The following is a 14,415-nucleotide window of genomic DNA, read 5'->3' on the forward strand; positions in this document are numbered from 1 at the left end:
AGCGTTGGATGAAGCATTAAAAATGCCTGTCTGAAAAATCGGTTTCAGACAGGCATTTTGCTATCGGCGGCTTATATCAAGATGGGAGCAATAATGAAGCCCAAGATAACCGCGAAGGTAATGGAGAGCAGACCGGGAATAAAAAAACCGTGGTTGAAAACGAATTTGCCGATTCGCGTGCTGCCGGTATCGTCCATTTGCACGGCGCCAAGCAAGGTCGGGTAGGTGGGCAATACGAATAAGGCCGATACCGCGGCAAAACTGGCAACCAGAATATAAACGTCTTTGGTGTTTTCCGGAGTGATACCCAAGGCCAGTATCACCGCAGGCATCAGCGCCTTGGCGGTGGCGGCTTGAGAATAAAGCAGCATGCTGGCGAAAAAGAGCGCTACGGCCAGCAGCCAAGGATAGGAAGATACCAGATTGGCAGCCGTGGCCTGAATGGCCTCGATGTGTGTTGAAACGAAAGTATCGCCCAGCCATGCAACACCTAAAACGCATACGCAGGCAGACATGCCGGATTTGAATGTCGGCATATCCAGAATCTTGTCGGTTTTCAGCTTGCAGGTCATCACGATAATGGCGGCGATGGCCATCATAAAGCTGATAATGGCACCGTCGCGCGGTAATACCGGTTTTTCAACCAAACCGGCTGCCGGCGAAATGGCGCAGGCATACAGGACGACCAATAAAACCCCGACGGCAAAAATCTGCACCGAACGTTTGGCTGTGGCGGGCAAGGCTTCCTGAGATTCTTCGGTTTGCGGCGGAGCAACCAAACCGGCAGCCAGGCGCTCTTGATAAATCGGGTCTTTGGATAAATCGAGCTTGCCGAATAAATTAACCAAAAGTGAGGCCAGCATGCAGGCAGCGTAAGTGCTGGAGAGCCAAATCAGCAGCAATTTGGGATAGCTGACGCCAAGCGGTTCGAGCAGGCCGCTCATAAATACAACGGCCGCGCTGACGGGCGAGGCGGTAATGGCAATTTGAGAAGACACAACGGCAAGGCTCAGCGGGGCAGAAGGCTTGATATTTTCGCCTTTGGCCACTTCGACGATAACCGGCATCATGGAAAATGCGGTGTGCCCGGTGCCGGCAAGAATGGTTAGGAAATAGGTGACGGTGGGTGCGAGGAAATTAATATTTTTAGGATTTTTGCGCAATATTCTTTCCGCAATGCGAACCATATAATCCAAACCGCCGGCCAGTTGCATGGCGGCAATGGCCGAAATAACCGACATGATGATGAGAATAACGTCAAACGGAATTTTTCCCGGGGTAATTTGCAAACCCAAAGCCAGCACGGCCACGCCCAATCCGCCGGTAAAACCGATGGCGATGCCCCCCAAACGTACGCCCAAAAAAATGGCGCCTAAAAGCACGATGAGCTGTAAAATCAAATGAATATCCATAATCTGCCTTGAAAAGGTTATTTAATAATATTTAATATCATATCACATAGTTATACAGAATACTGTGCAATAAAATGCCTGTCTGATGATTTCAGACAGGCATTATTACAATCAAACGCTTCGCAAGCCCGGATTATTTGGAATGAGTGGTGAGTTGGTCGAAGACACCGCCGTCGGCAAAATATTTTTTCATAATCTCATCCCACGGGCCGAATACATCGGTGGGGCGGAAGGTTTCCACCGGCGGGAAAACTTTTTCGTTGGCTGCCAGCACTTCCGCATTGGCCGGGCGCAGATACAGTTTGGCGCCCAATTCTTGCGCCGGTTTGCTCCATAAATCGTTCAGATATTCGGTGGCGGCTTCTGTGGTGCCTTTTTTGTTGGTAACGCTGCTTACCACCGCCACCGGGCTTTCCATCAATACCGAGTATTGCGGATATACGATTTCAAACTCTCCTGCACCGAATTGTTTGGCTGCCAGATTGGCTTCGTTTTCAAAGGTAACCAGCACGTCGCCGATGTTTCGTTGAACGAAAGTTGTGGTTGCCGCTCGGCCGCCGTTTTCAAAAACAGGAACGTTTTGCAAAAGTTTATCCATATATTCGCGTGCTTTGGCATCATTGTTGGCATTGGCTTTGAGAGCGTAGCCGTATGCGGCGAGGAAGGTGTAACGGCCGTTACCGGTGGTTTTCGGATTGGCGATAACCACTTTCAGATTGTCACGTGCCAAATCGGCCCAATCTTTGATGTGTTGCGGATTGCCTTTGCGTACCAGAAAAACCGTGATGCTGGTAAAAGGCACCGAGCTGTTGGGGAATTTCTGCTGCCAATCGGCAGAGACCAGCCCTTTTTTGACCAGTAGATTGATGTCGGAACTTTGGTTCATGGTAACCACATCCGCTTGCAAGCCGTTGGCTACCGCCAGAGCCTGCTTGCTCGAGCCACCGTGAGATTGCTGCACGTTGATGGTGGTACCGGCGTGTTTGTCTTGATAGGCCTTAACGAAAATCGGGTTGTAATCTTTATAAAAATCACGCGATACATCATAGGAAACGTTGAATAGTGTCAGATGATCGCCGCCAGACAAACCAGACGAAGCCGCTTGGTTTTCGGTTTTGGGCGAACAAGCCGCCAAAGTGGAAGCAGTAAGCAAAACAAGCAGAGATTTCAGATACATGATCGTATTCCTTAAAGAAATTTTGCTTATTGTAAAGAAATGGTAAGTTGAAAGGAAAGAACGAATGATTGTTTACTAATATCCGCCGGTTATAAGTTGTTTATGCCTGAAGCGCCGCAAGCGGCTTTGGTGCCCGTTAAGACAAGCATCTAAAAAAATGCTATGCTTTAACCTTTTACATTGCTCCCGATAATATGAAAAAGCTAATTGCCATCGGTGCTTCGGGCCTGGTTATCGCGCTTGCCGCCGTGTTCGGCGGTGCCCCTTATTTGCTTGGAAAGAAAGCCGAACAGGCGTTGGACGAGCAGCAGCAGATGCTTGCCAAGGCCAGCTTTCTGACTGTTGAATCCCATCAATACGAACGCGGTTGGTTTGGCGCCACAGAAACCACTGTGGTGCGGCTTAATCCGGCCTTGTTGAAAAATGCGCAGCAATATCTGCCGGATAATCTGAAAACGATTCTGAACGAGCCGGTGACTATTGTGAACCATGTCAAACACGGCCCGTTTGCCGATGGCTTCACGCCGGTAAGCGCCAAAGTGGAAACCGAGTTTAAATATCATCCGGAAACGGAAAAGGCGCTGAAACGTTTCTTCGGCGACCAGCGCCCGCTGACGCTGACCAATGTGATTCGTTTGGATGGCTCGGGCCAGCTGCAGGCCAGCGTTCCGGCATTCGATTATGAAGAGCTTTCCGGCATCAAACTGAATTGGAAAGGCTTGAGCGGCACCACGGAATACAGCTCCGGCTGGTCTGATTACCGCCACAGCTATCATGCGCCCGCCTTATTGGCCAAACTGGCCGACAAGGGCGATATCGGGTTGGAAAATTTGCAAATCGATACGCAAACTCAAGATGGCAAAAGCCAGCTTTCGTTGGGCAGCAGCAGCTTTAAAATCGACAAATTCGCCATCGAATGGAAAGAGGGCGTTGATTATCATGTTAAGCTGAATGAGTTAATCAATCTGGTTACTGATTTGCAGATAGGCGCATTTATCAATCCGACCGGCCAGATTGCACCTTCTAAAATTGCGGTTGATAAATTGCAGTTTGATACCAAAATGCAGGAAAACGGCGGTTGGATTAATAGCGAAGGTCGGTTCCGTTTTGCCAATTTGGCTTACGGCGAAGAGAAATACGGGCCGCTTGATATTGATGTGGCCGCGGAGCATTTGGATGCCAAGAGCCTGCTGGTACTGAAGAATAAAATGGCCGAGGCTACTTCGAAGGAAATGAGCGGCCAGCAAGTTCAGGATATGCTGATTCAGGCGGCGAAAACCGATGCGGTGGGCCTGTTTACCAATAATCCGGTGATTAAAGTGCGCACGTTTGACTTGCAGATGCCGCAAGGCAAGGTGCAATCGAGCGGTGAATTGAGCTTTAGCGGATTGGTTGCGGCCGACTTAAACGATTTTAACTCGCTGGTTAAGAAAACCCGCGCTGATTTTAAAATTCAGGTGCCGCAAAAATTGTTGGAAAACTTGGCAATCCACCAAGCGCGCAATGTGTTCAGTGTTAACCCGGAGGATGCCGCCGAGGGGAAAGCCAGCTTGGATGATATCAATGAAACGCTGCGCCTGATGGTGGAAAACACCATTATTTCGATGAATCGGGAAGGTTATATTAAGGTAAACAACGGCGATATCAGCACACAGGCGGCTTTAAAAGACGGCCATCTTCTGCTCAATGGCAAACAGCTGCAAAGCGAACCGGATGACATGGATTTGGAAGGCATCGGCGATGCCGCCGCTTCCGAAGCGTCTGCTCCTAAGCCGTAACTTCTGATTAACCGATTTACCATTAAGAAAGCCTGTCTGAAAATTTTCAGACAGGCTTTTTCATTATCAGGCCGAAGATTTGCCTACGGCATATCCAGCGATTCTACATGCCAGATTTTTTCCGCATATTCCATGACCGTGCGGTCGGATGAGAAATAACCCATGTTGACGATGTTTTCGATCACGCTGGTTGTCCAAGCTTCCTGATCGCGGTATTTTTCGTCGACTCGGTTTTGCGTATCGACATAGCTGCGGAAATCGGCAAAGGCTTGGTAATGGTCGTGGTATTCCATCGATTGCAGCAATTGGCGGTAACGGCTGGTGTCGTTAACCGAGAATTTGCCGCTGCTGATCTGGTCGACCACTTGGCGGAGGTCGGCATCTTTCTGGTAATACTCGAACGGCTGGTAGCCGTTGCGGCGCAAGGCTTCTACCTGCTCGACGGTATTGCCGAAAATGAAGATGTTGTCGTTGCCGACGTGTTCGAGGATTTCCACGTTGGCGCCGTCAAGCGTGCCCAGGGTAAGCGCGCCGTTCAGGGCAAACTTCATATTGCTGGTGCCAGAGGCTTCGGTGCCGGCCAATGAAATCTGCTCGGAAATGTCGGCCGCCGGAATAATCAGCTCGGCCAAGCTGACGCTGTAGTTGGGGATGAAAACAACTTTCAGGCGGCCTTTGATGCGCTCGTCGTTGTTGACCACATTGGCCACGTCGTTAATCAGATGGATGGTTTCTTTGGCCGCAACATAGGAAGAGGCCGCTTTACCCGCCAGAATGAACACGCGCGGCACCCAATCTTTTTCCGGCTGTTCCAGTATCCGGTTGTAGCGCGCCACGATTTGCAGCAAGTTCATAATCTGGCGTTTGTATTCGTGTATCCGTTTGATTTGCACGTCGAACAAGGCGTTCGGATCGACATCGATTTCAAGGTTTTTGCGGATGTAGTCGGCCAGTTTGGTTTTGTTGGCGAGCTTGATGTCGCGCAATGCCTGTCTGAATTCGGGGTTGGCGGCTTCGGATTTGAGCGTTTCGATTTGAGCCAAATCTTTGCGCCAGCCCGTGCCGATGTAGCGGTCGAACAGAGCGGCCAGGTGCGGGTTGGCAACGCCAATCCAGCGGCGCGGGGTGATGCCGTTGGTTACGTTGCAGAAGCGGTCGGGGTAGATTTTGGCAAAGTCGGCGAAAATGGAATTGACCATCAGTTCGGAGTGAATGGCGGCGACACCGTTGACTTTGTGCGAACCGACCACGCACAGCCACGCCATGCGCACTTTGCGGCCGTTTTCTTCATCAATCAGAGAGACGCGGCGGATGAAGTTGTTATCGGTGGAAACATAGGTTTTGACGTATTCGAGGAAGTTTTCGTTAATTTGGAAAATGATTTGCAGATGGCGTGGCAGCACTTTGCTCATCATATCCACCGGCCACGTTTCCAAGGCTTCGCTCATCAAGGTGTGGTTGGTATAGGAGAAAATGCGGGTAACGGTATCCCATGCTCTTTTCCACGTGTAGTCTTCTTCGTCGATTAAGATGCGCATCAGCTCGGGAATCGCCAGCGTCGGGTGGGTGTCGTTTAAGTGGATGGCCACTTTTTCCGCCAGATTGTCGAGGCTGCCGTGCACATATTTGTGGCGGTAGATGATGTCTTGCAACGAGGCGGAAACCAGAAAATATTCCTGAATCAGGCGCAGTTCGCGGCCGCGCTCGGTGGAATCGTTGGGATAGAGCACGCGGGAAACGGTTTCGGAGACCGAGCGTTTTTCGATGGCGCCCGAATAATCGCCGCGGTTGAAGTTGTCGAGGTCGAATATATCTCCGGCGTGCGCGCTCCACAGGCGCAGGGTACCGGCCGCATCGGTATCGTAGCCGGGGATGATGTAGTCATAGGCCAATGCGGTGATGGTGTCGGTGTTGGCCCATACGCATTTGCTGCCTTCAAAATGGATATGGCCGCCGATGTGCACGGCATAGCGTTTCGACGGGCGGATGATTTCCCACGGCGCGCCTTTTTCCAGCCACGCATCGGGGCGCTCAACTTGCATGCCGTCTTTGATTTTCTGGCGGAACATGCCGTATTCGTAGCGAATACCGTAGCCCATGCCGGGCAGAGCCAAGGTGGCGATGGAATCCATAAAGCAGGCGGCCAAGCGGCCTAAGCCGCCGTTGCCCAAACCGGGGTCGACTTCTTTTTCGATGATGTCTTCCAGATTGTGCCCCAGCTCGGTAACGGCCTGTTTGACGATATCGTATACGCCTTCGGAAAGAATGGCGTTGGATAGGGTTCGCCCGATGAGAAATTCCATCGATAGATAATAAACACGGCGCGCTTTGTCGCTGCGTTCTTTGCGGGCGGTGAAAATCCAGCCTTCGGTAACCAAATCGCGCACGGCGAGCAAAACGGCGTTGAGCCAATCGCGGTCGGTTGCTTCCTGCGGGTCGCGCCCGATTAGGAAAATCAGTTTGTAAACAATGATTTTTTTGAAGGATTTAACCGATACTTGCGGTTTGTCGTATAAAAATTCGGTGGCGAAATCTTGAGAGGTCATCTGCTTTGCTCCCTAAGTTTTATTAAGAAATAATGAGTTTCCGTATAATATCTATTATACATAAATGCGGCATATATTGCTTGATAACAAGGTGTTATCGTAAGAAAGCCGAAATGCCGGTCTGTTATGTTCAGACAGGCATTTGCCTAATCCGAACGGGCGTCGGCTCGGTTTAAAACAAGCTCTGGTAGAGCCCATCGTAGCGCTCCGCTGAAACGTCCCAACTGAAATCTTGCCGCATGGCGTTGGCGCGAACTTGCGCCCAATCGCTCGGTTTTCGCCAGAGGGCGAAGGCTTCGTCGATTGCCCAACGCAGGCCGGATACGTCGGCATCTTGAAAGACAAAGCCGGTGGCGGTGTGGTTTTTGATGTGTTCCGCATCGGCGTGCACCACGGTATCGGCAAGGCCGCCAGTGTGGCGTACCAGAGGAAGCGTGCCGTATTTCAGGCCGTAGAGCTGGGTAAGGCCGCAAGGCTCGAAACGGCTGGGCACGAGGATGACGTCGCCGCCGGCAATAATCAGATGAGATAGGGCTTCGCTATAGCCGATTTTAACGCCGATGTGCTGCGGGTATTGTGTGGCAAGATGGCTGAGCCAAGTTTCGAAATGCGGCGCGCCGGAGCCGAGAATAACGAGCTGCCCGCCTTTTTCTACGATATGGGCGGCATTTTCCAGCAGCAAATCGACGCCTTTTTGTTCGGTCAGCCGCGTTACCATGATAAAGAGCGGCGCGTCGGGGTTGGCCGGTAGGTTGAATGCATTTTGCAGGGCGGTTTTGTTTATCTGCTTGCCTTTTACGGCATCGATTTGGTAATTGGCCGGAATGTCGGCGTCGCTAGCCGGATTCCAGATGGCATCGTCGACGCCGTTCAGAATGCCGGAGAGCCTGCCTTGATGCTGCAAGGTTTGCAGCAGGCCTTGCAGGCCGTAGGCATATTCGGGTGTGGTGATTTCGCGGGCGTAGGTCGGGCTGACGGCGGTGACCGCGTCGGCATAGTAAAGGCCGGCTTTCAGATAGGAAAGTTGCCCGTGCAATTCCAGCCCTTCGGTAGAGAACATGGCGGGCGGCAGATCGATTTCCGCCAGATGGTGTGCGGAAAAGAGGCCGGGATAGGCGAGGTTGTGTATGGTGAATACGGATTTGGCGGGTCGGCCTTTGGCGGCGAGGTAGGCGGGTGCCAAACCGGCATGCCAGTCGTGGGCATGTACGATTTCGGCTCTCCACCAGCCGTCAAGGCCGACGGCCAATTCCGCCCCTGCCCAACCCAGCAGGGCGAAGCGTTTGTAGTTGTCGGCATAATCTTGATAGGCCGCGTTGTGGTAAGGGTTGCCTTCGCGTGCGAACAGGTGCGGTGCGTCAATCAGATAGATGCCTAAGCCTTTGAAGTTGCCGTAACGCAGTATGACGTGGCCGGCGAAATTGTCGAATTCGGCCACAATATCGGTATACGGGATTGCCGTGCTGATGGCGGGATAAGCGGGCAATACGACGCGAACGTCGATGCCCGCACGCTGCTGCGCGAAGGGCAGGGCGCCCATCACATCGGCCAGTCCGCCGGTTTTGAGCAGAGGATAAAGCTCGGAGCAAACGTGTAAAACTTTCATGCAAAATGCTTTCTTTTATATGAGGTTGCGGCATCAATGCCTGTCTGAAAACAGAGTGAACGGGTTTCAGACAGGCATGGTACGTTTGCCGTTCTGTTTGGGGTAAAAATGGGTGTGCTTAATCTAAATGCGTTTCCGATGCCGGTTCGTCGCCGTTCAGTTTTTTGAGCATTCCCGCCGTTACCAAGACCACGCCGCCGGGGCTGAGGCGGAAGCGTTTGCGGTCGAGCTTCAAGTCTACGCCTATTTGCATGCCGTCGGGAATAATCGACTGGCGGTCGATGATGCAGCGGCGCAAAACGCAGTTTTTGCCGATTTCCACCTGCGGCAGGATGACGCTGTGGTCGATAACGGTGCCTTCGTCGACGTGGATGCAGTCGAATAATACCGAATGGCTGATGGAGGCGTCTGTAATCACGCAACCGCCGGCCACCAGCGAATTGTCGAGCGCTTGGGCGTTGTGCAGTTTTTTGTAGAAAAACTTGGAAGGGTAGGTTTGGCTGGGGTTGCCGCGTATCGGCCACGAGCGGTCGTAAATATCCAGCGCCGGATTTTCGGAAACCAAGTCGATGTTGGATTGCCAGTAACTGTCGAGCGTGCCTACGTCGCGCCAGTAAATCACGCCTTCGCTGTTGCGGCCGGTGCAGGAGCGTTCGAACGGATGGGCATACAGCACGCCGTCGTGCAACGCGCGCGGAATGATGTCTTTGCCGAAATCGTTGGATGTGTTGGGCGCGCCGATTTCTTCGTTCAGCACTTTGTAAAGGTAATTGGCATCAAAAACGTAAATGCCCATCGAGGCGAGCGACGAGTTCGGTTTGCCGATCATGGCGGGCGGGTCGGCCGGTTTTTCGACGAAAGATTTCACTTTCAGATTTTCGTTTACCGCCATCACGCCGAATTCGTGCGCTTTTTCCCGTTCGACTTCGATGCTGCCGACGGTGCAAAGCGCCCCGCTGGAAACATGGTCGAGCAACATCTGGCCATAGTCCATTTTATAAATATGGTCGCCTGCCAGAATCAGAATGTATTTGGGGCGGTAGTGTTCGCGGATGATGGCCATGTTTTGATACACGGAATCGGCCGTGCCGCGATACCAAGTGTTGTCGTCGATTTGCTGGCGTGCCGGCAGCATGTCGACGAACTCGCCGCGCTCGGCCGGCAGAAAAGACCAGCCGGTTTGCAAGTGGCGCAGCAGCGAATGGGCGGCGTATTGGGTAATCACGCCGATGCGCAACAGGTTGGAGTTGATGCAGTTGGACAGGGCGAAGTCGATGATGCGCCGATTGCCGCCGAAGTAGAGCGCCGGCTTGGCACGGCGGTCGGTTAGCTCGTAAAGGCGCGAACCGCGCCCGCCCGCCAGTATCAATACCAGCGTTTCTTTGGCCAGATCATGCTTGTTGGGCAGTTTGGGTAAATTTCCGTTCATGAAGCAGCTCCTTTGTAGAATGTAGAAATAACAACGGGTAGGCGTGTGCTGATGTTGTTTTTGCGGCTTTGGTTGGCCGTCTGGGTGTGCTTTTTTTATGTTTTATGAGGGAAATACGGTTTTCTTAGTTGTTCGGTTTTTTAATTCTCCTTGTGCTTGATGTGTTCTAACAGGTGGAAATCAACGCCGTTGACGGTCAAATGCCTGTCTGAAAGCAGTGCGTCGTCGGCGCCGAAGCGGGTTTGCCATTGGCCTTCGGGCAGTTGGAAAGTTTGGGCTTCGGCTTTGTCATTGACGAGCAGTAGCCAGCGGCCGTCAAGCAAAACCTGCATGGCTCGGCTTTGGCGGTTGTGCCAACCGGCTTCGTTGAGCGCGATTCCGTCAGCCGAGAGCCATTGCACATTATCGGCATGCCACCATTGATCGTTGGTCAGGCTGGCAATCTGCCGACGCAGGGCGATGAGTCGGCAAGTTGCCTGAAGCAGGGCGGTATCGGCTTGCGCCCATTTAAGCCATGCGGTTTCGTTGTCTTGGCAGTAGGCGTTGTTGTTGCCGTATTGGCTGTTGCTGAATTCGTCGCCTGCCAGCAGCATGGGTGTGCCGTTGGAGAGCAACAGGCTGGCGAGCAAAGCGAGGAGGCTGGCGAAGCGGGCGGCTTGGATTTCGGGGGAAAGGTTGGCCATGCCTTCGGTGCCGTGGTTGTAGCTGTGGTTTTCATTGCGGCCGTCGCGGTTGTGTTCGCCGTTGGCTTCGTTGTGTTTTTGGTTGTAGGCGGCCAGATCGTGCAGGGTAAAGCCGTCGTGGGCGGTGATGAAATTGATGCTGTTGTGCGGCCGTTTGCCTTCGTGTTGGTAGAAGTCGGAAGAGCCGGCCAGGCGTTCGGCAAAGGCGCCGATTTCTCCGCTTTTCCATAGCCAGAAGCGGCACATGTCGTCGCGGAAGTGGTCGTTCCATTCGGCAAACGCGGGCGGAAAGCGGCCGACTTGGTAGCCGCCCGGGCCGATATCCCAAGGCTCGGCAATGAATTTGCAGTGTTGCAGGGCCGGTTCGGCGGCGATGTCGGCAAAAAGCTGTGCTTGCGGATTAAATTCGGGTGTTTCGCGGCCAAGCACTGTGCCTAAGTCGAAACGGAAGCCGTCGATATGGCAGCTTGAGGCCCAGTAGGCAAGGCAGTCGACCACCCAGCGTCGGCCGGCGGCGCTGGCGAGGTTGAGCATATTGCCGCAGCCCGTCCAATTCAAGTATGTGCCGTTTTCCTGCCAGTAATAGGTGGCATCGTCGATGCCGCGCTGGCTGTAGGTGGGAAGGTGGCGCTCCAGCTCTGCCGTGTGGTTGAACACCATATCCAGAATCACTTCGATTCCGGCGGCATGCAGGGCTTTTACCGCTTGTTTGAATTCGGCTAGCGGCGTGAGCCCGAGTTGGTTGGAAGCGTATGCGGGTTCGACGGCAAACATGGCCAGCGGGTTGTAGCCCCAATAGTTGTGAAGGCCGCGTGCTTGCAGGGCGGGCTCGTCGAGATGGTAGCAGACGGGCAGCAGCTCGACGGCGGTAATGCCGAGATTTTTCAGATAGGCAATAACGGTCGGGTGGGCAAGTGCGGCGTAGCTGCCGCGCAGGTTTTCGGGCAGATCGGGGTGCAATCGGCTGAAACCTTTGACGTGCATTTCGTAAATGATGGTGTCGGCCCATGCTGTTTGCAGCAGTTGGTCGTCGCCCCAATCGAAGGTTTCGTCGGTTACCACTGCTTTGGGCGCCAGATGGGCATTGTTGCGCGAATCGTAGATGGAAAACCAAGCCGTTTGATCTTCGCTGCGGCAATCGGGCTTGCCTTCTACGGTTTTGGCATAGGGGTCGAGCATCAGTTTTTGCGGGTTGAACATGGCGCCTGCACCGTGTACGCGGTAGCCGTAGCGGGTGCCTGCGCGGATGCCGTTGAGCCATATATGCCAGATGCCTTCGGTGTGGTGCGGTACGGCAATGCGCGTTTCGCCGCCGTGCTCGTCAAACAGGCAGAGCTCGACTGCTTCGGCATGTTCGGAAAACAGGGCGAAGTTGGTGCCGTTGTCGGTTAGAGTGGCGCCGAGCGGCAGCGGCGTTCCGGGGCGGGTTTCTAGCTTCATAGCGTTATCTTTTCAGACAGGCATTAGTGTTTTCGGCGGCGGTGTTTTTCAGACAGGCATTGTTTGGGTGGCTTAATGCCTGTCTGAAAAACCATCGAATCAGCCTTGCCATTTCAAATAAACGGTTGCCAAGGGCGGTATGGTTACGTCGATCGATTGGGCTTTGCCGTGCGAGGGAACGGATTCGCTGTGAATGCTGCCGGCGTTGCCTGTGTTGCTGCCGTTGTAGAAAGCGGAATCGGTGTTCAAAATTTCGGCGTAACAGCCTGCACGGTTGACGCCGATGCGGTAGTGTTCGCGCGCAACGGGGGTGAAATTGCTGATTACGAGAACGCTGCCGCCCTCGGCGCTGCGCCGCTCAAAGGCAAATACGGAGTTTTCGCAATCATCTGCCACCAGCCATTCGAAGCCTTCCGGCCGCGTGTCGAGCTCGTATAGGGCGGGCTCGGCTTGGTATGTACGGTTGAGGTCTTTCACCAGATTCTGTATGCCGCTGTGCCAGAGCCCGCCGTGCTGCGTTTCCAGTAAAAACCAATCAAGGCTTTCCTGATAATTCCATTCGCGGCCTTGGGCGAATTCGTTGCCCATAAACAGCAGCTTTTTGCCGGGGAAGCCCCACATATAGCCGTAATAGGCGCGCAGATTGGCAAACTTCTGCCAAGCATCGCCGGGCATTTTGGCAATGAGAGAACCTTTGCCGTGCACCACTTCGTCGTGTGAGAGCGGCAAAACGAAGTTTTCGCTGTATTGATACATCATGGCAAAAGTCATTTTGTTGTGTTCGTAGCGGCGGTAAATCGGGTCTTTCTGCATGTAGGCGAGCGTGTCGTTCATCCAGCCCATATTCCATTTGTAATGAAAACCCAGCCCGCCGTTTTCCGGAGGTAGGGTAACGCCGGCAAAAGCGGTTGATTCTTCGGCGATGGAAACGGCGCCCTGCATTTCGGTACCGATGATGTAGTTGGTGTGTTTGAGAAATTCGATCGCTTCGAGATTTTCGCGGCCGCCGTATTGGTTGGGAACCCACTGGCCTTCGCCGCGGCTGTAGTCGCGGTAAAGCATGGAGGCCACGGCATCGACCCGCAGGCCGTCGACGCCGTAGCGTTCGAGCCAGTAAAGTGCGTTGCCGGAAAGATAGTTTTTCACTTCGTTGCGGCCGTAGTTGTAAATCAGCGTGTTCCAGTCTTGGTGGTAGCCTTCGCGTGGGTCGGCGTGCTCGTAAAGATGGGTGCCGTCAAACATGGCGAGGCCGTGCGAGTCGGCGGGGAAATGGCCGGGCACCCAGTCGAGCAGAATGTTGATGCCCGCTGCGTGGGCGGTTTCGACGAAGTGACGGAAGCCTTCGGGAGGGCCGAAACGGCTGGTCGGTGCATACAGCCCGAGCGGTTGGTAACCCCATGAGCCGTCATAGGGAAATTCGGTAATCGGCAGCAATTCGATATGGGTAAAGCCCATGTCTTTCACATAAGGAACCAATTCCGCGGCGATTTGCCGGTAATCCAGCCAGAAATTGTTTTCGGTGTTGCGCCGCCACGAACCTAAGTGGACTTCATAAATGGAAACCGGCCGGTCGGCTTGGTTGGCGCGGGCACGCTGCGCCGTCATCGGCATTTTTTCCGGCAGCTGGCTGATTTGAGAGGCGGTTTCGGGGCGAAGCTGTGCAGCGAAGGCGAACGGATCGGCTTTCAGATGCAGGTTGCCGTTGCTGTCGAGCAGCTCGAATTTGTAAAGCTGGCCGTTTTGCGCATCGGGCACAAACAATTCCCACAAGCCATCTTTCGAGTGAAAGCGCATCGGATGGCGGCGGCCGTCCCAATGGTTGAATTCGCCCACAACGGAAACGCGTTGCGCGTTCGGCGCCCAGAGTCGGAAGTTCACGCCTTTTACGCCGTCACATTCGGCGGCGTGCGCACCCAGTTGCTCGTAAGGCCTTAAATGGGCGCCCTCGGCCAGCAGCCAGTGATCCCATTCGCCGATCATGCTGGGGAAGCGGTAAGGGTCTTCCAGCTGTTGCGGCCAGCCTTCTTTCCATTGCACTTCAAGCCGGTGGGCAAACGGATTTTTCAGCCGCGGTAAAACCGATGCGAAAAATCCGCGCGAATCGGCACGTGCCAATTCGGCAACTTTGCGGCCGGTTTTTGTGTTGTATGCGAATACTTGTTCTGCATCGGGCATCAAGACGCGTAATTCCAAACCGTTTTCGGTGCGGTGCATGCCCAAAACGGAAAAGGGATCGGTGTGCCGGCCTTCGAAAAGGCGGTCGATGTCAGCTTGAGGGACTAAAGATTTCATGTTTGTTTCTGCCTTTGTTTCTCTTTTGAGGTTGGTTAGGCCTGTCTGAAAA

General features: G+C 53.6%; 7 protein-coding genes and 1 pseudogene. 1 reads left to right on the plus strand and 7 read right to left on the minus strand.

The window, feature by feature from the left end; translation table 11 throughout:
- Positions 1–71: 71 nt before the first annotated feature.
- Together Q4A84_RS03900 and Q4A84_RS03905 are read right to left on the minus strand one after the other, a co-directional pair.
- Positions 72–1,412 (minus strand): anaerobic C4-dicarboxylate transporter, encoded by a 1,341-nt coding sequence (locus Q4A84_RS03900; protein ID WP_303087621.1) that lies wholly within the window; start codon positions 1,410–1,412, stop codon positions 72–74.
- Between the two features lie 133 nt (positions 1,413–1,545).
- Positions 1,546–2,589, minus strand: a complete 1,044-nt coding sequence (locus Q4A84_RS03905; protein WP_303087622.1) for a sulfate ABC transporter substrate-binding protein — start codon at positions 2,587–2,589, stop codon at positions 1,546–1,548.
- Positions 2,590–2,783: 194 nt separating this feature from the next.
- Between Q4A84_RS03905 and Q4A84_RS03910 the strand changes: the two genes are divergently transcribed.
- Entirely contained in the window at positions 2,784–4,367 is a 1,584-nt protein-coding gene (locus Q4A84_RS03910; protein ID WP_303087623.1) for a YdgA family protein, read from the plus strand.
- Between the two features lie 83 nt (positions 4,368–4,450).
- On the opposite strand, the gene Q4A84_RS03915 is transcribed toward Q4A84_RS03910, so the two are convergent.
- The 5 genes and pseudogenes from Q4A84_RS03915 to glgB all read right to left on the minus strand — a co-directional run.
- Positions 4,451–6,913: a glycogen/starch/alpha-glucan phosphorylase gene (locus tag Q4A84_RS03915; protein ID WP_303087624.1), complete on the minus strand. Its 2,463-nt coding sequence runs from the start codon at positions 6,911–6,913 to the stop codon at positions 4,451–4,453.
- A 172-nt stretch (positions 6,914–7,085) separates the two neighbouring features.
- Positions 7,086–8,519: a glycogen synthase GlgA gene (glgA, locus tag Q4A84_RS03920; RefSeq protein WP_303087625.1), complete on the minus strand. Its 1,434-nt coding sequence runs from the start codon at positions 8,517–8,519 to the stop codon at positions 7,086–7,088.
- A gap of 118 nt (positions 8,520–8,637) precedes the next feature.
- Complete coding sequence (glgC, locus tag Q4A84_RS03925) at positions 8,638–9,948, minus strand: glucose-1-phosphate adenylyltransferase (protein ID WP_303087626.1); 1,311 nt, start codon at positions 9,946–9,948, stop codon at positions 8,638–8,640.
- Between the two features lie 140 nt (positions 9,949–10,088).
- The gene (gene glgX, locus Q4A84_RS03930; protein WP_303087627.1) at positions 10,089–12,071 is read right to left on the minus strand and encodes a glycogen debranching protein GlgX; all 1,983 of its coding nucleotides are present in this window, start codon (positions 12,069–12,071) and stop codon (positions 10,089–10,091) included.
- 99 nt (positions 12,072–12,170) lie between these two features.
- Positions 12,171–14,336, minus strand: a pseudogene (gene glgB / locus Q4A84_RS03935) (1,4-alpha-glucan branching protein GlgB); the annotation flags it as partial.
- Positions 14,337–14,415: the final 79 nt, after the last annotated feature.

Source organism: Neisseria sp., assembly GCF_030527965.1.
Taxonomy (GTDB): Bacteria; Pseudomonadota; Gammaproteobacteria; order Burkholderiales; family Neisseriaceae; genus Neisseria.